Raw genomic sequence first — 19280 nt, 5'->3', positions numbered from 1 at the left:
CTTAACGCTTCGCCGAAGCCAGCAAGGTAGAGCGCTCTTGATCCATCCGTGCCATCAACGGCTGGCTCTGTTGCATGAAGCGTGCGCGTTCGGCCTTGGCGATCGGATCGGCCATTGGCAGTTTTTGACCCAGGGGGTCGACGTGTACGCCGTTGACCTGGAACTCATAATGCAAGTGCGGTCCGGTGGACAGGCCGGTGGTGCCGATGTAGCCGATCACTTGACCTTGCTTCACGTTGCCGCCGGTTTTGACGCCCTTGGCGAACCCTTGCATGTGGCCGTATAGCGTACGGTAAGTGTTGCCGTGCTGGATGATCACCGTATTGCCGTAACCACCCCGGCGCCCCGCCAGCAGTACCTTGCCGTCGCCCGCCGCCTTGATGGGCGTGCCACGCGGAGCGGCATAGTCCACACCCTTGTGTGCGCGAATTTTGTTCAGAATTGGATGCTTGCGGCCCATGGAGAAACGCGAGCTAATACGGGCGAAGTCCACGGGCGTACGGATGAAGGCCTTGCGCATGCTATTGCCGTCGGCCGTGTAATAGCTGCTATTGCCTTGTTTGTTTGTGTAGCGAACGGCTGTGTAGGTTTTGCCGCGGTTGGTGAAGCGCGCAGAAAGAATGTTGCCAGTGCCCACCACTTTGCCGTTGGCCACTTTCTGTTCGTAGATCACATCGAATTCGTCGCCCTGGCGGATGTCCTGAGCGAAGTCGATGTCATAGCCAAATACGCTGGCCATGTCCATGGTCATGCTGTGGGACAGGCCGGCGCGGGCAGCCGATTGTGACAAGGAGCTGTTGATCACCCCGTGTACGTAGGCGGAGCGCATAACCGGCTTGGTGGTGATGCGGTTGAAGGCGAAGCCTTTAGCACCTTTGCTCAGGCTGATGCTTTCCAGGTCGCTGAGGCTAGTGTGCAGGTTGTTCAACTGGCCGTCTGGCGTCAGTTCAAATTCAAGCTTCTGGCCGCGTTTGAGCTGGGTGAATTGCTTGGCTTGCTTATCACTGGCCAGCACTTCATTGACAGCGGTGGCAGGCAGCCCAACCTTTTCGAACAGGGTGGATAGCGTGTCGCCTTTGCCCACGATGACTTCGCGATGCTGGGGATTCTTTGCGGCAGCTGCCGCAGGTGCTTCCTGGGCGGCTTGCTGGGTGTCTTCGGGAGCGCTTTCGATCTGTGCGAAAGGTGATTCAGTTGCAGTGTTTGTGGCTTGTTGGGCGTCGGAAGCGTCTTGATCTTGTGTCAGTTGTTCAACTGGGCTTTCCAGATCAAGGCTCAGGGATGTTCGTTTGGCTTCTACGTCACTGGAAGGGAATACCAGCAGTGCCAGGCTGAGAAGGGCGGCGATACCACTTGCGGCGAGCAGGTGGGTCTTCGGGTAAAGCGGCGGCGCTTTAGACGGTTCAGTGGTCATAGGTAATTTGACTTTGAAGATGAAATGGAAAAGATGAATGACATGATGAAGATGAAATAACTGTATAAAATATAACCAAATCATCTGTGGCGCAAGCTCGCGAATGTTGGGCTCGCTGAATGGTGTCCGTGCGCAGGGCAAAACTTGTAATTAGTCCCTGATCTTGTATGGTTGGTTCCCTTTTGAATCTGAGCCTTGCGGGTCTGTTATGAAGTCGGTTGAAGAGCAGCTAGCGCTGATAAAACGTGGTGCGGAAGAACTGTTGGTTGAAGCTGAGCTGATCGAAAAGCTTAAGCGTGGCCAGCCCCTGCGTATCAAGGCTGGCTTTGATCCGACTGCGCCGGATCTGCACCTGGGTCATACCGTGCTTATTAATAAGCTGCGTCAGTTCCAGGAGTTGGGCCATCAAGTCATCTTTCTTATCGGTGACTTCACGGGAATGATCGGTGATCCCAGCGGCAAAAGTACTACGCGCCCGCCGCTGACTCGCGAGCAGGTTCTCGATAATGCCGAGACCTACAAGACCCAAGTGTTCAAGATCCTTGATCCGGCCAAGACCGAGGTGGCATTCAACTCCACCTGGATGGACAAGATGGGGCCGGCAGACTTTATTCGCCTGACCTCCCAGTACACCGTGGCACGTATGCTCGAGCGCGATGACTTCGACAAGCGCTACTCCACTAATCAGCCGATCGCGATTCATGAGTTCCTCTACCCATTGGTCCAGGGGTATGACTCGGTGGCGCTGCGTGCGGATGTTGAATTGGGTGGTACCGATCAGAAGTTCAACCTGCTGATGGGGCGTGAGTTGCAGCGCGCATACGGTCAGGAGGCTCAGTGCATTCTGACTATGCCGTTGCTGGAAGGATTGGATGGCGTCAAGAAGATGTCCAAGTCCCTGGGTAACTATGTTGGTATCCAGGAGGCGCCGGGCGTAATGTACGGCAAGCTGGTTTCCATTCCTGATGCGCTGATGTGGCGTTACTTCGAGCTGTTGAGCTTCCGCTCGATGGACGAAATCAATGCGTTGCGTGCGGACGTAGAGGCGGGCGCCAATCCGCGTGATGTGAAGATCAAGCTGGCTGAGGAGATTGTCGCGCGCTTCCATGGCGAAGAGGCTGCTGCCAGTGCGCATCGTGCCGCTGGTAACCGTATGAAGGATGGTGAGCTGCCGGATGATCTGCCGGAGATTGAACTGACCGCTGCCGAGGCTATGCCGATTGCGGCTGTCCTTAATAAGGCGGGCTTGGTGAAGAACTCGGCGGTCGCTCGTGATCTCTTGGGGTCGGGTGGTGTACGTATAGATGGTGAAGTGGTTGATCGCACATTTATATATGAGCTGGGCGCCACGCACGTTTGTCAGGCGGGCAAGAAGGCGTTCGCGCGAATTACGCTCAAATCCGAATAAGTCTGAAAATAGATGTTGACGGCGAATTATATCTGTCTATAATTCGCCCCACTTCCGGCGCAGTCGAAACGGAAAACTCCTTGGTAAACAATGAGTTACGCAGTTTTCGACAGCAAGTTGCTTCAGTTCATCGAAGCCAAAAGGAAGTTGAAAAAGAGGTGTTGACAGCAGCGTGTAACGCTGTAGAATTCGCATCCCGCTTCGGAGAGATCTTAAGCGCAAGTGGTTGAAGTTGTTGAAGAAATCTTCGAAAGCTTCTGAAAATAATCACTTGACAGCAAATGAGGCTGCTGTAGAATGCGCGCCTCGGTTGAGACGAAAGATCTTAACCAACCGCTCTTTAACAACTGAATCAAGCAATTCGTGTGGGTGCTTGTGGGGTCAGACTGATAGTCAACAAGATTATCAGCATCACAAGTTACTCCGCGAGAAATCAAAGATGTAACCAACGATTGCTGAGCCAAGTTTAGGGTTTCTTAAAAACCCAAAGATGTTTGAACTGAAGAGTTTGATCATGGCTCAGATTGAACGCTGGCGGCAGGCCTAACACATGCAAGTCGAGCGGTAGAGAGAAGCTTGCTTCTCTTGAGAGCGGCGGACGGGTGAGTAATGCCTAGGAATCTGCCTGGTAGTGGGGGATAACGTTCGGAAACGGACGCTAATACCGCATACGTCCTACGGGAGAAAGCAGGGGACCTTCGGGCCTTGCGCTATCAGATGAGCCTAGGTCGGATTAGCTAGTTGGTGGGGTAATGGCTCACCAAGGCGACGATCCGTAACTGGTCTGAGAGGATGATCAGTCACACTGGAACTGAGACACGGTCCAGACTCCTACGGGAGGCAGCAGTGGGGAATATTGGACAATGGGCGAAAGCCTGATCCAGCCATGCCGCGTGTGTGAAGAAGGTCTTCGGATTGTAAAGCACTTTAAGTTGGGAGGAAGGGTTGTAGATTAATACTCTGCAATTTTGACGTTACCGACAGAATAAGCACCGGCTAACTCTGTGCCAGCAGCCGCGGTAATACAGAGGGTGCAAGCGTTAATCGGAATTACTGGGCGTAAAGCGCGCGTAGGTGGTTTGTTAAGTTGGATGTGAAATCCCCGGGCTCAACCTGGGAACTGCATTCAAAACTGACTGACTAGAGTATGGTAGAGGGTGGTGGAATTTCCTGTGTAGCGGTGAAATGCGTAGATATAGGAAGGAACACCAGTGGCGAAGGCGACCACCTGGACTAATACTGACACTGAGGTGCGAAAGCGTGGGGAGCAAACAGGATTAGATACCCTGGTAGTCCACGCCGTAAACGATGTCAACTAGCCGTTGGAAGCCTTGAGCTTTTAGTGGCGCAGCTAACGCATTAAGTTGACCGCCTGGGGAGTACGGCCGCAAGGTTAAAACTCAAATGAATTGACGGGGGCCCGCACAAGCGGTGGAGCATGTGGTTTAATTCGAAGCAACGCGAAGAACCTTACCAGGCCTTGACATCCAATGAACTTTCCAGAGATGGATTGGTGCCTTCGGGAACATTGAGACAGGTGCTGCATGGCTGTCGTCAGCTCGTGTCGTGAGATGTTGGGTTAAGTCCCGTAACGAGCGCAACCCTTGTCCTTAGTTACCAGCACGTCATGGTGGGCACTCTAAGGAGACTGCCGGTGACAAACCGGAGGAAGGTGGGGATGACGTCAAGTCATCATGGCCCTTACGGCCTGGGCTACACACGTGCTACAATGGTCGGTACAGAGGGTTGCCAAGCCGCGAGGTGGAGCTAATCCCACAAAACCGATCGTAGTCCGGATCGCAGTCTGCAACTCGACTGCGTGAAGTCGGAATCGCTAGTAATCGCGAATCAGAATGTCGCGGTGAATACGTTCCCGGGCCTTGTACACACCGCCCGTCACACCATGGGAGTGGGTTGCACCAGAAGTAGCTAGTCTAACCTTCGGGAGGACGGTTACCACGGTGTGATTCATGACTGGGGTGAAGTCGTAACAAGGTAGCCGTAGGGGAACCTGCGGCTGGATCACCTCCTTAATCGACGACATCAGCTGCTCCATAAGTTCCCACACGAATTGCTTGATTCATTGAAGAAGACGAAAGAAGCAGCCTAAAGGGTTGTAGCTTAGTTGGTTAGAGCGCACCCCATGCTCTGTGGTAAAGAGCAGGGTGAGGTCGGCCTTAGCAGCTCGAAATTGGGTCTGTAGCTCAGTTGGTTAGAGCGCACCCCTGATAAGGGTGAGGTCGGCAGTTCGAATCTGCCCAGACCCACCAATTTTGTGTGGGAAACGCCTGTAGAAATACGGGGCCATAGCTCAGCTGGGAGAGCGCCTGCCTTGCACGCAGGAGGTCAACGGTTCGATCCCGTTTGGCTCCACCACTACTGCTTCTGTTTGTATAAAGCTTAGAAATGAGCATTCCATCGTTGTGATGGTGAATGTTGATTTCTAGTCTTTGACTAGTTCGTTCTTTAAAAATTTGGGTATGTGATAGAAAGATAGACTGAACGTTACTTTCACTGGTAACGGATCAGGCTAAGGTAAAATTTGTGAGTTCTCTTAATCGAGAAATTCGAATTTTCGGCGAATGTTGTCTTCACAGTATAACCAGATTGCTTGGGGTTATATGGTCAAGTGAAGAAGCGCATACGGTGGATGCCTTGGCAGTCAGAGGCGATGAAAGACGTGGTAGCCTGCGAAAAGCTTCGGGGAGTCGGCAAACAGACTTTGATCCGGAGATGTCTGAATGGGGGAACCCAGCCATCATAAGATGGTTATCTTGTACTGAATACATAGGTGCAAGAGGCGAACCAGGGGAACTGAAACATCTAAGTACCCTGAGGAAAAGAAATCAACCGAGATTCCCTTAGTAGTGGCGAGCGAACGGGGACTAGCCCTTAAGTGGCTTTGAGATTAGCGGAACGCTCTGGAAAGTGCGGCCATAGTGGGTGATAGCCCTGTACGCGAAAATCTCTTAGTCATGAAATCGAGTAGGACGGAGCACGAGAAACTTTGTCTGAATATGGGGGGACCATCCTCCAAGGCTAAATACTACTGACTGACCGATAGTGAACTAGTACCGTGAGGGAAAGGCGAAAAGAACCCCGGAGAGGGGAGTGAAATAGATCCTGAAACCGTATGCGTACAAGCAGTGGGAGCCCACTTTGTTGGGTGACTGCGTACCTTTTGTATAATGGGTCAGCGACTTATTTTCAGTGGCGAGCTTAACCGAATAGGGGAGGCGTAGCGAAAGCGAGTCTTAATAGGGCGTCTAGTCGCTGGGAATAGACCCGAAACCGGGCGATCTATCCATGGGCAGGTTGAAGGTTGGGTAACACTAACTGGAGGACCGAACCGACTACCGTTGAAAAGTTAGCGGATGACCTGTGGATCGGAGTGAAAGGCTAATCAAGCTCGGAGATAGCTGGTTCTCCTCGAAAGCTATTTAGGTAGCGCCTCATGTATCACTGTAGGGGGTAGAGCACTGTTTCGGCTAGGGGGTCATCCCGACTTACCAAACCGATGCAAACTCCGAATACCTACAAGTGCCGAGCATGGGAGACACACGGCGGGTGCTAACGTCCGTCGTGAAAAGGGAAACAACCCAGACCGTCAGCTAAGGTCCCAAAGTTATGGTTAAGTGGGAAACGATGTGGGAAGGCTTAGACAGCTAGGAGGTTGGCTTAGAAGCAGCCACCCTTTAAAGAAAGCGTAATAGCTCACTAGTCGAGTCGGCCTGCGCGGAAGATGTAACGGGGCTCAAACCATACACCGAAGCTACGGGTATCACGTAAGTGATGCGGTAGAGGAGCGTTCTGTAAGCCTGTGAAGGTGAGTTGAGAAGCTTGCTGGAGGTATCAGAAGTGCGAATGCTGACATGAGTAACGACAATGGGTGTGAAAAACACCCACGCCGAAAGACCAAGGTTTCCTGCGCAACGTTAATCGACGCAGGGTTAGTCGGTCCCTAAGGCGAGGCTGAAAAGCGTAGTCGATGGAAAACAGGTTAATATTCCTGTACTTCTGGTTATTGCGATGGAGGGACGGAGAAGGCTAGGCCAGCTTGGCGTTGGTTGTCCAAGTTTAAGGTGGTAGGCTGGAATCTTAGGTAAATCCGGGATTCTAAGGCCGAGAGCTGATGACGAGTTAACTTTTAGTTAACGAAGTGGTTGATGCCATGCTTCCAAGAAAAGCTTCTAAGCTTCAGGTAACCAGGAACCGTACCCCAAACCGACACAGGTGGTTGGGTAGAGAATACCAAGGCGCTTGAGAGAACTCGGGTGAAGGAACTAGGCAAAATGGCACCGTAACTTCGGGAGAAGGTGCGCCGGTGAGGGTGAAGGACTTGCTCCGTAAGCTCATGCCGGTCGAAGATACCAGGCCGCTGCGACTGTTTATTAAAAACACAGCACTCTGCAAACACGAAAGTGGACGTATAGGGTGTGACGCCTGCCCGGTGCCGGAAGGTTAATTGATGGGGTTAGCTAACGCGAAGCTCTTGATCGAAGCCCCGGTAAACGGCGGCCGTAACTATAACGGTCCTAAGGTAGCGAAATTCCTTGTCGGGTAAGTTCCGACCTGCACGAATGGCGTAACGATGGCGGCGCTGTCTCCACCCGAGACTCAGTGAAATTGAAATCGCTGTGAAGATGCAGTGTATCCGCGGCTAGACGGAAAGACCCCGTGAACCTTTACTATAGCTTTGCACTGGACTTTGAATTTGCTTGTGTAGGATAGGTGGGAGGCTTTGAAGCGTGGACGCCAGTCTGCGTGGAGCCAACCTTGAAATACCACCCTGGCAACTTTGAGGTTCTAACTCAGGTCCGTTATCCGGATCGAGGACAGTGTATGGTGGGTAGTTTGACTGGGGCGGTCTCCTCCTAAAGAGTAACGGAGGAGTACGAAGGTGCGCTCAGACCGGTCGGAAATCGGTCGTAGAGTATAAAGGCAAAAGCGCGCTTGACTGCGAGACAGACACGTCGAGCAGGTACGAAAGTAGGTCTTAGTGATCCGGTGGTTCTGTATGGAAGGGCCATCGCTCAACGGATAAAAGGTACTCCGGGGATAACAGGCTGATACCGCCCAAGAGTTCATATCGACGGCGGTGTTTGGCACCTCGATGTCGGCTCATCACATCCTGGGGCTGAAGCCGGTCCCAAGGGTATGGCTGTTCGCCATTTAAAGTGGTACGCGAGCTGGGTTTAGAACGTCGTGAGACAGTTCGGTCCCTATCTGCCGTGGACGTTTGAGATTTGAGAGGGGCTGCTCCTAGTACGAGAGGACCGGAGTGGACGAACCTCTGGTGTTCCGGTTGTCACGCCAGTGGCATTGCCGGGTAGCTATGTTCGGAATAGATAACCGCTGAAAGCATCTAAGCGGGAAACTAGCCTCAAGATGAGATCTCACTGGAACCTTGAGTTCCCTGAAGGGCCGTCGAAGACTACGACGTTGATAGGTTGGGTGTGTAAGCGCTGTGAGGCGTTGAGCTAACCAATACTAATTGCCCGTGAGGCTTGACCATATAACACCCAAGCAATTTGTTTCTCGAAAGAGCATCAGATTGCGGTGTGTGAAGACGAAGATGAACCGAAAGTTCGACGCTCACAAAACACCGAAAGCTGTCACATACCCAATTTGCTGAAGCGAGACCAACTGGTCGCGACTCAGTACCCGAATTTCTTGACGACCATAGAGCATTGGAACCACCTGATCCCATCCCGAACTCAGCAGTGAAACGATGCATCGCCGATGGTAGTGTGGGGTTTCCCCATGTGAGAGTAGGTCATCGTCAAGATTAAATTCCGAAACCCCTGTTTGCTAACGCAAACAGGGGTTTTGTTTTGGGCGGTCGAAAAAACTAAAAAACCACCGCTCATGTCCTGGGTGCAAACGCCCGGCGTTTCTATGCAATGACCTTACGCATGGCTATTATGCGTGCCTCATTGTGAGGCGATATTTGCATGCTGATGTTGTTGAAACTACTGAAAGACGGTCGATTCCATTCTGGAGAAGCGCTTGGCGCCGCCCTGGGCGTCAGTCGCAGCGCTGTGTGGAAGCAGCTTCAGCATCTTGAGGCAGAGTTAGGGCTGCCCATTCATAAGGTCCGAGGTCGTGGGTATCAATTGGCTGCGCCGTTGGTGTTCTTGAGTGCAGAGCAAATTTCCCTGAATACGGCCTCTTTAACCTGGCCAGTTCATATTTTCGATTCCATCGACTCCACTAACGCCGAAGCTTTGCGTCTTGTTGACTCAGGGTGCGCAGCCCCCTTTGTCGTACTGGCGGAGCAGCAGACGGCTGGTAGGGGAAGGCGTGGTCGAAAATGGGTCAGTCCGTTTGCGCAAAATGTCTACTACAGCCTCGTGCTGCGCATTGAAGGTGGTCTGCGACAGTTGGAGGGGTTGAGTCTCGTAGTTGGCTTAGCCGTTATGCAGGCGTTGCGTGAGACCGGTGTACAGGGCGCGGCTTTGAAATGGCCAAACGACGTCTTGGTCGGGAGCAAGAAAATTTCTGGCATCTTGCTGGAGCTGGTGGGGGATCCTGCGGATATCTGTCACGTTGTCCTAGGGATAGGCATCAATGTGAATATGCAGAAAGCCGATGATGTGGATCAGCAATGGACTTCAATTCAGCTCGAGACCGGTTCTGCTATTGATCGCAACCAATTGGTGGCGCGTCTGGGGATGCAGTTGCAAGGCTATCTGGATCGACATAAGACTGCCGGTTTTGCCGGGCTGCAAGATGAGTGGGAGCGGCATCACTTGTGGCAGGGCAAGCCTGTGTCTCTCGTTGCGGGTGTTACCCAGATTGATGGGGTGGTGTTGGGCGTGGATCATCAGGGCGCGTTGCGCTTGAATGTCGATGGCGTCGAGAAAATATACAGCGGTGGTGAGTTAAGCCTGAGGTTGCGTGATGATTCTTGAGCTCGACTGTGGGAACAGCTTCATAAAGTGGCGCGTGCTTGAGGCGAGTGATGCAAGTGTCTCCGCCGAAGGCGTGGTGGGTTCGGATAATGCGTTGATTGAGAGCCTGATAGCGCTTCCTGGCCTTCTGCTCACGCGTTGTCGGTTAGTGAGTGTTCGAGCGCTTGAGGAAACCGACAAGCTGGTAGCGGCGTTGGTGAAGGCATTTGGCGTTACCGTTTCCTGTGCGGGTTCCGCGCGACAAATGGCCGGTGTGCGCAATGGCTACGAAGAGTTCGAGCGGCTTGGGCTGGATCGTTGGTTGGCGATGCTGGGGGCATATAAGTTAGCGTCCGGCGCATGCGTAGTGCTCGATTTTGGTACGGCGGCGACCGCAGACTTTATTGATGTGGATGGTGAGCACTTGGGTGGGTTTATTTGCCCGGGCTTGCCACTTATGCGCAATCAGTTGCGAACCCATACGCGCAAGATACGTTATGACGATGCCGCGGCTGAGAGAGCTCTTGAGCGTCTCTCTCCTGGGCGGACGACCGTAGAGGCTGTCGAGCGCGGTTGTACGCTTATGCTAAGAGGGTTCGTGTTGACCCAGCTTGAATTGGCGCGAGGCTATTGGGGCGAGGATTTCACTGTCTTCCTGACGGGTGGGGATGCCGACCTGGTGAGGGATGCTGCGCCTCAGGCTTGTTTGGTCCCGGACCTTGTGTTTGTTGGTTTGGCAATGGCGTGTCCTTTGTCTTGAGGTGATTATGCGCTGGCTGTTTTTGCTTTTACTTGTCCTCAATGTTTTCTACTACGTCTGGCATCAGCAAGAAGCGCCATTGCGTGCCAAGGACGTCACACCGTTGAGTCTCTATCGTGGAACGCAGCAAGATATTCGGCTCCTGAGTGAGTCTGCCGACACGGTGGCGCGGCGTGATCGAGCAAGGGGGGCTGATGCACAAAGCACCTGTCTGTACATTGGTGGTTTCTCGGATCGTCACCAGGCGCTCTCTCTCGAGCAGCGGCTGACAAGCTTGGACATAAGGGTCAGGCTTCAATTGTTGAGCGCGCCTGAAGCCTCGGGTTACTGGTTGCGAGTAGCCCCTGAGAGTAGGCGCTTGGCTGACGATCTGCCCTTTGAAAGCCTTGCTAATGAATTCAATGAGTTAAAACATAAAATAATGCTGTGCGAAGGCATTGCAACTCTCGAATAGTTTGCATAGAATGGCGCCCGCTTCGCAGTGAAGACCTTTAAGGGCTTCAGCGCGAATCGAAGGTCAACGCAGCTAACCTCATATTTTTAATGAGAAAATGCTTGACAGAAGGCCGGCGTGATGTAGAATGCCGGCTCGCTTAGGAGGGGTTCCCGAGCGGCCAAAGGGATCAGACTGTAAATCTGACGTCTACGACTTCGAAGGTTCGAATCCTTCCCCCTCCACCATTTTTAGCGTGAGCTGCAAGCTCCGCGGGTATAGTTTAGTGGTAGAACCTCAGCCTTCCAAGCTGATGATGCGGGTTCGATTCCCGCTACCCGCTCCAAGTTTGCAGGTTGTGCAAGGTGTTTTGCTCTTGTAGCTCAGTTGGTAGAGCACACCCTTGGTAAGGGTGAGGTCAGCGGTTCAAATCCGCTCAAGAGCTCCATATAACAAGGCAGATATGAAAATATCTGCCTTTGTTTTAACAGCTGCCTCGGCTTGTATCGTGTTATGTCTGGCTGAGATTGTCAGGTGATTTCAAGTCTGTTGGGGTTGGTTGTTGTAAAGTCTTTTTCAGGCCTGCATAATGGTCGGCCTGATTTTGTTTTAGGTCAGTAGCTCAATTGGCAGAGCGACGGTCTCCAAAACCGTAGGTTGGGGGTTCGATTCCCTCCTGACCTGCCAGATTCACGTGGTGTGTCTGGCTTTCTTTTCACAGGATCTTCATAGATGACTCCTAAGGCTGAAGCTCAAAGCTCTCGTTTCGATCTGTTCAAGTGGCTCGCTGTAGTCGCCTTGGTGGTCGTAGGCGTTGTTGGCAATCAGTACTATTCTGCTTCGCCGATCCTGTACCGTGTCCTCGCATTGCTCGCCCTCGCTGCTGTAGCTGCCTTTGTAGGCCTGCAGACTGCCAAAGGCAAGTCTTTCGCGGTCCTGGTGAAGGAAGCTCGCACCGAAATTCGTAAAGTCGTTTGGCCGACTCGCCAAGAAACCACGCAGACCACATTGATTGTTGTGGCTGTTGTTCTGGTTATGGCGTTGCTGTTGTGGGGGCTCGATTCCCTGCTCGGCTGGCTTGTTTCCTTGATTGTTGGCTAAGGGTGTCCCGTGGCTAAGCGTTGGTACGTTGTGCATGCTTACTCGGGTTACGAGAAGCATGTTATGCGCTCTTTGCTGGAGCGCGTAAAGCTGGCAGGCATGGAAGATGGCTTCGGCGAAATTCTGGTTCCCACTGAAGAAGTGGTTGAAATGCGGAATGGCCAGAAGCGCAAGAGTGAGCGCAAGTTCTTCCCTGGCTACGTGCTGGTACAGATGGACATGAATGAAGGTACTTGGCACTTGGTCAAGGACACTCCTCGTGTCATGGGTTTCATTGGCGGTACTGCTGATAAGCCTGCTCCGATCACTGACAAGGAGGCAGAAGCAATTCTGCGTCGTGTTGCTGACGGTAGCGACAAACCCAAGCCGAAGACATTGTTCGAGCCGGGTGAGGTTGTTCGTGTTACAGATGGTCCGTTCGCTGATTTCAATGGCACCGTCGAAGAAGTTAACTACGAAAAGAGCCGGATCCAAGTGGCAGTGCTCATTTTCGGTCGCTCTACTCCGGTAGAGTTGGAGTTCAGCCAGGTCGAGAAGGTCTAGCTGAAAAAGCATCCCAACCCCGCAGCCTTAGGCTGTGGGGTTTTGTCGTCACTGGGATAAACGCGCAAGTAACCGGGGAGCCTTTTTAGGCGTTTGAACCCGTAATTGGAGTGCCTCATGGCCAAGAAGATTACCGCTTACATCAAGCTGCAAGTGAAGGCCGCTCAGGCCAACCCTAGCCCACCCGTCGGTCCAGCTCTGGGTCAGCACGGCGTGAACATCATGGAATTCTGCAAGGCCTTCAACGCCCGTACTCAGGGTCTTGAGCCAGGTCTGCCGACTCCAGTGATCATCACTGTATATAGCGACCGTAGCTTTACTTTCGAAACCAAGTCGACCCCGGCTTCGGTTTTGTTGAAGAAAGCTGCTGGTCTGACTAGCGGTTCCGCTCGTCCGAACACCGTTAAGGTTGGCACCGTAACTCGTGCTCAGCTGGAAGAAATCGCGAAAACCAAAAACGCGGATCTGACTGCAGCTGATATGGATGCAGCCGTGCGTACCATCGCCGGTTCTGCTCGTAGCATGGGCCTTAACGTGGAGGGTGTGTAATGGCTAAGCTGACCAAGCGCCAAAAGGCTATCGCCGGCAAAATCGAAGCAGGCAAGTCCTACAACTTCGTAGACGCTGCTGCTCTGCTGACCGAGCTGTCGACTGTCAAGTTCAGCGAGTCTGTTGACGTTGCTGTGAACCTGGGTGTTGACCCGCGTAAATCCGACCAGGTCGTTCGTAGCGCTACTGTGCTGCCACACGGTACTGGCAAGACTGTACGTGTTGCTGTCTTCACTCAGGGCCCGGCGGCTGAAGCTGCTCTGGCTGCCGGCGCTGATCGCGTTGGTATGGACGACCTGGCTGCCGAAATGAAAGGCGGCGACCTGAACTATGACGTCGTTATTGCTTCCCCGGATGCAATGCGCGTTGTAGGTCAGTTGGGTCAGATCCTGGGTCCACGTGGCCTGATGCCTAACCCTAAAGTCGGCACCGTAACGCCAGACGTAGCTACCGCGGTTAAAAACGCCAAGGCTGGTCAGGTTCGTTATCGCACCGACAAAAACGGCATCATTCACACTTCCGTTGGCAAGGTCGGCTTCGACGCCGTCAAGCTGAAGGAAAACGTTGAAGCCCTGATCGCTGATCTGAAGCGTATCAAGCCAGCTTCCTCGAAAGGCATCTACGTCAAGCGCGTTACCCTGAGCACCACTATGGGCCCAGGTCTGGTCATCGACCAAGGCTCGCTGGACGTATAAGACACAAATTGGCGCAAGCGATTGCGCCAATTGAAAGATTGGGGTCCCTGCCTGGCGGGGGCTATCCAAGACCGTAGGCGACGCAAGTCTTAAACCAACAAGCCTACGCAGATGGTGCTCCCGGTTCCTTACCGAATCAGACACCAAAACGACATCCGGCCTCGGCCAGATGAAACGGTAACAAGCAGGAGTTAAACCCGTGGCAATTAATCTCGAAGACAAGAAGGCCATCGTCGCTGAAGTCAACGAGGCTGCCAAAGCTGCTCTGTCCGCTGTCGTGGCTGATGCCCGTGGTGTGACAGTAGGCGCTATGACCGGACTCCGTAAAGAGGCTCGTGAAGCTGGCGTATACGTACGTGTTGTACGTAACACCCTGCTCAAGCGCGCTGTTGCGGACACTGAATACAGTGTTCTCAACGACGTGTTCACTGGCCCGACTCTGATCGCGTTCTCCAAGGACCATCCAGGCGCTGCTGCCCGTTTGTTCAAAGAGTTCGCCAAGAGTCAGGATAAGTTCGAGATCAAGGCAGCTGCGTTCGAGGGCAAGTTCCTCGCAGCTAACCAAATCGACGTACTGGCAACACTGCCGACCCGCGACGAAGCCATTTCGCAGCTGATGAGCGTGATTCAAGGCGCTACCAGCAAGCTGGCTCGTACTCTGGCTGCAGTTCGCGAGCAAAAAGAAGCTGCCGCAGCCTAAAGCTGAGCAACTTCTCTCGCGTATTTTTGTTTATTTCGATGGCCGCGTAGGCCGTCCCCCAATTCAGGAAATACAGCAATGTCTATCTCCCAAGACGATATCCTCAACGCCGTAGCTGAAATGTCGGTTCTGCAGGTTGTTGAGCTGATCAAAGCTTTCGAAGAAAAATTCGGCGTTTCCGCTGCCGCTGCTTCCGCTGGCCCAGCTGCTGCTGCTGCCGTTGTTGAAGAGCAAACCGAATTCAACGTCATGCTGACCGAAGCTGGCGAGAAGAAAGTAAACGTGATCAAGGCAGTACGTGAACTGACCGGTCTGGGCCTGAAAGAAGCCAAGGCTGTAGTTGACGGCGCTCCTGCCATGGTTCTGGAAGCTGTTGCCAAAGACGCAGCTGACAAAGCCAAAGCTACTCTGGAAGAAGCAGGCGCTAAAGTCGAGCTGAAGTAAGCATCGACCTTGCGTCTCCAGCCCAAGCGTTAAGCTGAAGGCTGATGGCTGGTGGCTCTTGCCACCGGCCTTTTTCCGTTCTTGGCTGTCGACTCGGTCGCCGCCATTAACGCGCTGTAGCCACCCGAAGCGGTGGTGCAAACCATGGGGTTTGCAAGATTTTCTGGCTGCTCCCGTCGGAGGGGCCAAACAAGCAGGTGACCAAGCTGGGGAACGCTGATGGCTTACTCATATACTGAGAAAAAACGTATCCGCAAGGACTTTAGCAAGTTGCCGGACGTCATGGATGTCCCGTACCTTCTGGCTATCCAGCTGGATTCGTATCGTGAATTCTTGCAGGCGGGAGCGACCAAAGATCAGTTCCGCGACGTGGGCCTGCATGCGGCCTTCAAATCCGTTTTCCCGATCATCAGCTACTCCGGCAATGCTGCGCTGGAGTACGTCGGTTATCGCCTGGGCGAACCGGCATTTGATGTCAAAGAATGCGTGTTGCGTGGCGTTACGTACGCCGTACCGTTGCGGGTAAAAGTCCGTCTGATCATTTTCGACAAAGAATCGTCGAACAAAGCGATCAAGGACATCAAAGAGCAAGAAGTCTACATGGGCGAAATCCCATTGATGACTGAAAACGGTACCTTCGTTATCAACGGTACCGAGCGTGTAATCGTTTCCCAGCTGCACCGTTCCCCGGGCGTGTTCTTCGACCACGACCGCGGCAAGACGCACAGCTCCGGCAAACTCCTGTACTCCGCGCGGATCATTCCGTACCGCGGTTCGTGGTTGGACTTCGAGTTCGACCCGAAAGACTGCGTATTCGTGCGTATCGACCGTCGTCGCAAGCTGCCGGCCTCGGTACTGCTGCGCGCGCTCGGCTATACCACTGAGCAAGTGCTGGACGCGTTCTATACCACCAACGTATTCAGCCTGAAGGATGAAACCCTCAAGCTGGAGCTGATCGCTTCGCGTCTGCGTGGTGAAATTGCCGTCCTGGACATCCAGGATGAGAAGGGCAAGGTCATCGTTGAGGCTGGCCGTCGTATCACTGCGCGCCACATCAACCAGATCGAAAAGGCCGGTATCAAAGAGCTGGAAGTGCCTCTGGACTACGTTCTGGGTCGCACGACCGCCAAGGTCATCGTTCACCCGGCTACAGGCGAAATCCTGGCTGAGTGCAATACCGAGCTGAACACCGAGATCCTGGCGAAAATCGCCAAGGCCCAGGTTGTTCGCATCGAGACCCTGTACACCAACGATATCGACTGCGGTCCGTTCATCTCCGACACTCTGAAGATCGACTCCACCAGCAACCAATTGGAAGCGCTGGTCGAGATCTATCGCATGATGCGTCCTGGCGAGCCACCAACCAAAGACGCTGCCGAAACCCTGTTCAACAACCTGTTCTTCAGCCCTGAGCGCTATGACCTGTCTGCGGTCGGCCGGATGAAGTTCAACCGTCGTATCGGTCGTACCGAGATCGAAGGTTCGGGCGTGCTGTGCAAGGAAGACATCGTCGCGGTACTGAAGACGCTGGTCGACATCCGTAACGGCAAAGGCATCGTCGATGACATCGACCACCTGGGTAACCGTCGTGTTCGCTGCGTAGGCGAAATGGCCGAGAACCAGTTCCGCGTTGGCCTGGTGCGTGTTGAGCGCGCGGTCAAAGAGCGTCTGTCGATGGCTGAAAGCGAAGGCCTGATGCCGCAAGACCTGATCAACGCCAAGCCAGTGGCCGCGGCAGTGAAAGAGTTCTTCGGTTCCAGCCAGCTTTCCCAGTTCATGGACCAGAACAACCCGCTGTCCGAGATCACCCACAAGCGCCGTGTATCCGCACTGGGCCCGGGCGGTCTGACCCGTGAGCGTGCTGGCTTCGAAGTTCGTGACGTACACCCGACGCACTACGGTCGTGTTTGCCCGATCGAAACGCCGGAAGGTCCGAACATCGGTCTGATCAACTCCCTGGCCGCTTATGCGCGTACCAACCAGTATGGCTTCCTCGAGAGCCCGTACCGTGTGGTGAAAGACGCTCTGGTCACCGACGAGATCGTGTTCCTGTCCGCCATCGAAGAAGCTGATCACGTGATCGCTCAGGCTTCGGCCACGATGAACGACAAGAAAGTCCTGATCGACGAGCTGGTAGCTGTTCGTCACTTGAACGAGTTCACCGTCAAGGCGCCGGAAGACGTCACCTTGATGGACGTTTCTCCGAAGCAGGTAGTTTCGGTTGCTGCGTCGCTGATCCCGTTCCTGGAGCACGATGACGCCAACCGTGCGTTGATGGGTTCCAACATGCAGCGTCAAGCTGTACCGACCCTGCGTGCTGACAAGCCGCTGGTAGGTACCGGCATGGAGCGGAACGTAGCCCGTGACTCCGGCGTTTGCGTCGTGGCTCGTCGTGGCGGCGTTATCGACTCCGTTGATGCCAGCCGTATCGTGGTTCGTGTTGCCGATGACGAAGTTGAAACTGGCGAAGCCGGTGTCGACATCTACAACCTGACCAAATACACCCGCTCGAACCAGAACACCTGCATCAACCAGCGTCCGCTGGTGAGCAAGGGTGATCGCGTTCAGCGTAGCGACATCATGGCCGATGGCCCGTCCACCGACATGGGTGAACTGGCTCTGGGTCAGAACATGCGCATCGCGTTCATGGCATGGAACGGCTTCAACTTCGAAGACTCCATCTGCCTGTCCGAGCGTGTGGTTCAAGAAGACCGCTTCACCACGATCCACATTCAGGAACTGACCTGTGTGGCACGTGACACCAAGCTTGGTCCTGAGGAAATCACTGCAGACATCCCGAACGTGGGTGAAGCTGCACTGAACAAGCTGGACGAAGCCGGTATCGTTTACGTAGGTGCTGAAGTTGGCGCAGGCGACATCCTGGTGGGTAAGGTCACTCCGAAAGGCGAGACCCAACTGACTCCGGAAGAGAAGCTGCTGCGTGCCATCTTCGGTGAAAAAGCCAGCGACGTTAAAGACACCTCCCTGCGTGTACCTACCGGTACCAAAGGTACTGTCATCGACGTACAGGTCTTCACCCGTGACGGCGTTGAGCGTGATGCTCGTGCACTGTCCATCGAGAAGACCCAGCTCGACGAGATCCGCAAGGACCTGAACGAAGAGTTCCGTATCGTTGAAGGCGCGACCTTCGAACGCCTGCGCTCCGCTCTGGTAGGCCACAAGGCCGAAGGCGGCGCAGGTCTGAAGAAAGGTCAGGACATCACCGACGAAGTTCTCGACGGTCTTGAGCACGGCCAGTGGTTCAAACTGCGCATGGCTGAAGACGCTCTGAACGAGCAGCTCGAGAAGGCCCAGGCCTACATCGTTGATCGCCGCCGTCTGCTGGACGACAAGTTCGAAGACAAGAAGCGCAAACTGCAGCAGGGCGATGACCTGGCTCCAGGCGTGCTGAAAATCGTCAAGGTTTACCTGGCAATCCGTCGCCGCATCCAGCCGGGCGACAAGATGGCCGGTCGTCACGGTAACAAAGGTGTGGTCTCCGTGATCATGCCGGTTGAAGACATGCCGCACGATGCCAATGGCACCCCGGTCGACGTCGTCCTCAACCCGTTGGGCGTACCTTCGCGTATGAACGTTGGTCAGATCCTTGAAACCCATCTGGGCCTCGCGGCCAAAGGTCTGGGCGAGAAGATCAACCGTATGATCGAAGAGCAGCGCAAGGTCGCAGACCTGCGCAAGTTCCTGCACGAGATCTACAACGAGATCGGCGGTCGCAACGAAGAGCTGGATACCTTCTCCGACCAGGAAATCCTGGATCTGGCGAAGAACCTGCGCGGCGGCGTTCCAATGGCTACCCCGGTGTTCGACGGTGCCAAGGAAAGCGAAATCAAGGCCATGCTGAAACTGGCAGACCTGCCGGAAAGCGGCCAGATGCAGCTGTTCGACGGTCGTACCGGCAACAAGTTCGAGCGCCCGGTTACTGTTGGCTACATGTACATGCTGAAGCTGAACCACTTGGTAGACGACAAGATGCACGCTCGTTCTACTGGTTCGTACAGCCTGGTTACCCAGCAGCCGCTGGGTGGTAAGGCTCAGTTCGGTGGTCAGCGTTTCGGGGAGATGGAGGTCTGGGCACTGGAAGCATACGGTGCTGCATACACTCTGCAAGAAATGCTCACAGTGAAGTCGGACGATGTGAACGGTCGTACCAAGATGTACAAAAACATCGTGGACGGCGATCACCGTATGGAGCCGGGCATGCCCGAGTCCTTCAACGTGTTGATCAAAGAAATTCGTTCCCTCGGCATCGATATCGATCTGGAAACCGAATAACACGTGACGCGAATCGAGAGCGTGGCCGTTTGGTCCGCTCTCTGCTC

The 19280-nt window shown here is 54.0% G+C and carries 12 protein-coding genes, 6 tRNA genes and 3 rRNA genes; 20 read left to right on the top strand and 1 reads right to left on the bottom strand.

Translation table 11 applies throughout. The features are described from left to right. Window position 1: 1 nt before the first annotated feature. A complete protein-coding gene (locus IH404_RS25670; RefSeq protein WP_005792000.1) occupies window positions 2–1414 on the bottom strand; it encodes a peptidoglycan DD-metalloendopeptidase family protein in 1413 nt (470 codons plus the stop codon). Window positions 1415–1622: 208 nt separating this feature from the next. On the opposite strand from IH404_RS25670, the gene tyrS reads away from it, so the two are divergent. The 20 genes from tyrS to rpoB all read left to right on the top strand — a co-directional run bounded on the left by tyrS (window position 1623) and on the right by rpoB (window position 19233). Next, on the top strand, window positions 1623–2822 hold the full coding sequence (gene tyrS, locus IH404_RS25665; RefSeq protein ID WP_194439374.1) for a tyrosine--tRNA ligase: 1200 nt from the start codon (window positions 1623–1625) through the stop codon (window positions 2820–2822). 496 nt (window positions 2823–3318) lie between these two features. Then, window positions 3319–4855 (top strand): 16S ribosomal RNA (locus IH404_RS25660). A 160-nt stretch (window positions 4856–5015) separates the two neighbouring features. Further along, window positions 5016–5092: transfer RNA gene (locus IH404_RS25655), tRNA-Ile, on the top strand. 30 nt (window positions 5093–5122) lie between these two features. Continuing rightward, window positions 5123–5198: transfer RNA gene (locus IH404_RS25650), tRNA-Ala, on the top strand. Window positions 5199–5445: 247 nt separating this feature from the next. After that, window positions 5446–8337 (top strand): 23S ribosomal RNA (locus IH404_RS25645). Between the two features lie 157 nt (window positions 8338–8494). Continuing rightward, window positions 8495–8610, top strand: a 5S ribosomal RNA gene (rrf, locus tag IH404_RS25640). Together the 16S, 23S and 5S rRNA genes with 2 tRNA genes alongside form the textbook arrangement of a ribosomal RNA operon. Before the next feature lie 166 nt (window positions 8611–8776). Further along, window positions 8777–9736, top strand: a complete 960-nt coding sequence (birA, locus tag IH404_RS25635; RefSeq protein WP_005791996.1) for a bifunctional biotin--[acetyl-CoA-carboxylase] ligase/biotin operon repressor BirA — start codon at window positions 8777–8779, stop codon at window positions 9734–9736. Further along, on the top strand, window positions 9726–10475 hold the full coding sequence (locus tag IH404_RS25630) for a pantothenate kinase (protein WP_005791994.1): 750 nt from the start codon (window positions 9726–9728) through the stop codon (window positions 10473–10475). Before birA ends, IH404_RS25630 begins: the two co-directional genes overlap by 11 nt. A gap of 7 nt (window positions 10476–10482) precedes the next feature. Then, entirely contained in the window at window positions 10483–10929 is a 447-nt protein-coding gene (locus IH404_RS25625; RefSeq protein WP_005791992.1) for a hypothetical protein, read from the top strand. A 142-nt stretch (window positions 10930–11071) separates the two neighbouring features. Continuing rightward, a tRNA-Tyr gene (locus IH404_RS25620) sits at window positions 11072–11156 on the top strand. A 24-nt stretch (window positions 11157–11180) separates the two neighbouring features. Further along, window positions 11181–11254, top strand: a tRNA-Gly gene (locus IH404_RS25615). Window positions 11255–11280: 26 nt separating this feature from the next. Further along, window positions 11281–11356 (top strand) — tRNA-Thr (locus tag IH404_RS25610). 163 nt (window positions 11357–11519) lie between these two features. After that, window positions 11520–11595 (top strand) — tRNA-Trp (locus IH404_RS25605). 45 nt (window positions 11596–11640) lie between these two features. Beyond that, a complete protein-coding gene (gene secE, locus IH404_RS25600) occupies window positions 11641–12009 on the top strand; it encodes a preprotein translocase subunit SecE (RefSeq protein ID WP_005791990.1) in 369 nt (122 codons plus the stop codon). A 9-nt stretch (window positions 12010–12018) separates the two neighbouring features. Beyond that, window positions 12019–12552, top strand: coding sequence for a transcription termination/antitermination protein NusG (gene nusG / locus IH404_RS25595; protein ID WP_003176436.1), 534 nt, complete (start codon window positions 12019–12021; stop codon window positions 12550–12552). Window positions 12553–12669: 117 nt separating this feature from the next. Next, window positions 12670–13101, top strand: coding sequence for a 50S ribosomal protein L11 (gene rplK / locus IH404_RS25590; RefSeq protein ID WP_003176435.1), 432 nt, complete (start codon window positions 12670–12672; stop codon window positions 13099–13101). Continuing rightward, on the top strand, window positions 13101–13796 hold the full coding sequence (gene rplA, locus IH404_RS25585) for a 50S ribosomal protein L1 (protein WP_003176434.1): 696 nt from the start codon (window positions 13101–13103) through the stop codon (window positions 13794–13796). The genes rplK and rplA overlap by 1 nt, the downstream gene beginning before the upstream one ends. 199 nt (window positions 13797–13995) lie before the next feature. Continuing rightward, window positions 13996–14496: a 50S ribosomal protein L10 gene (gene rplJ, locus IH404_RS25580; protein ID WP_003232405.1), complete on the top strand. Its 501-nt coding sequence runs from the start codon at window positions 13996–13998 to the stop codon at window positions 14494–14496. A 78-nt stretch (window positions 14497–14574) separates the two neighbouring features. Next, window positions 14575–14940 carry a 50S ribosomal protein L7/L12 gene (rplL, locus tag IH404_RS25575; RefSeq protein WP_005791984.1) on the top strand — a complete coding sequence of 122 codons (366 nt, stop codon included), beginning with the start codon at window positions 14575–14577 and terminating at the stop codon, window positions 14938–14940. A 219-nt stretch (window positions 14941–15159) separates the two neighbouring features. Continuing rightward, window positions 15160–19233 carry a DNA-directed RNA polymerase subunit beta gene (gene rpoB, locus IH404_RS25570; protein WP_034109566.1) on the top strand — a complete coding sequence of 1358 codons (4074 nt, stop codon included), beginning with the start codon at window positions 15160–15162 and terminating at the stop codon, window positions 19231–19233. Window positions 19234–19280: the final 47 nt, after the last annotated feature.

Source organism: Pseudomonas sp. OST1909 (assembly GCF_015277575.1).
Classification (GTDB): domain Bacteria; phylum Pseudomonadota; class Gammaproteobacteria; order Pseudomonadales; family Pseudomonadaceae; genus Aquipseudomonas; species Aquipseudomonas synxantha_A.
The sequence above is the reverse complement of the archived record's forward strand: the minus strand, read 5'-3'. Positions and strand labels throughout refer to the sequence as shown.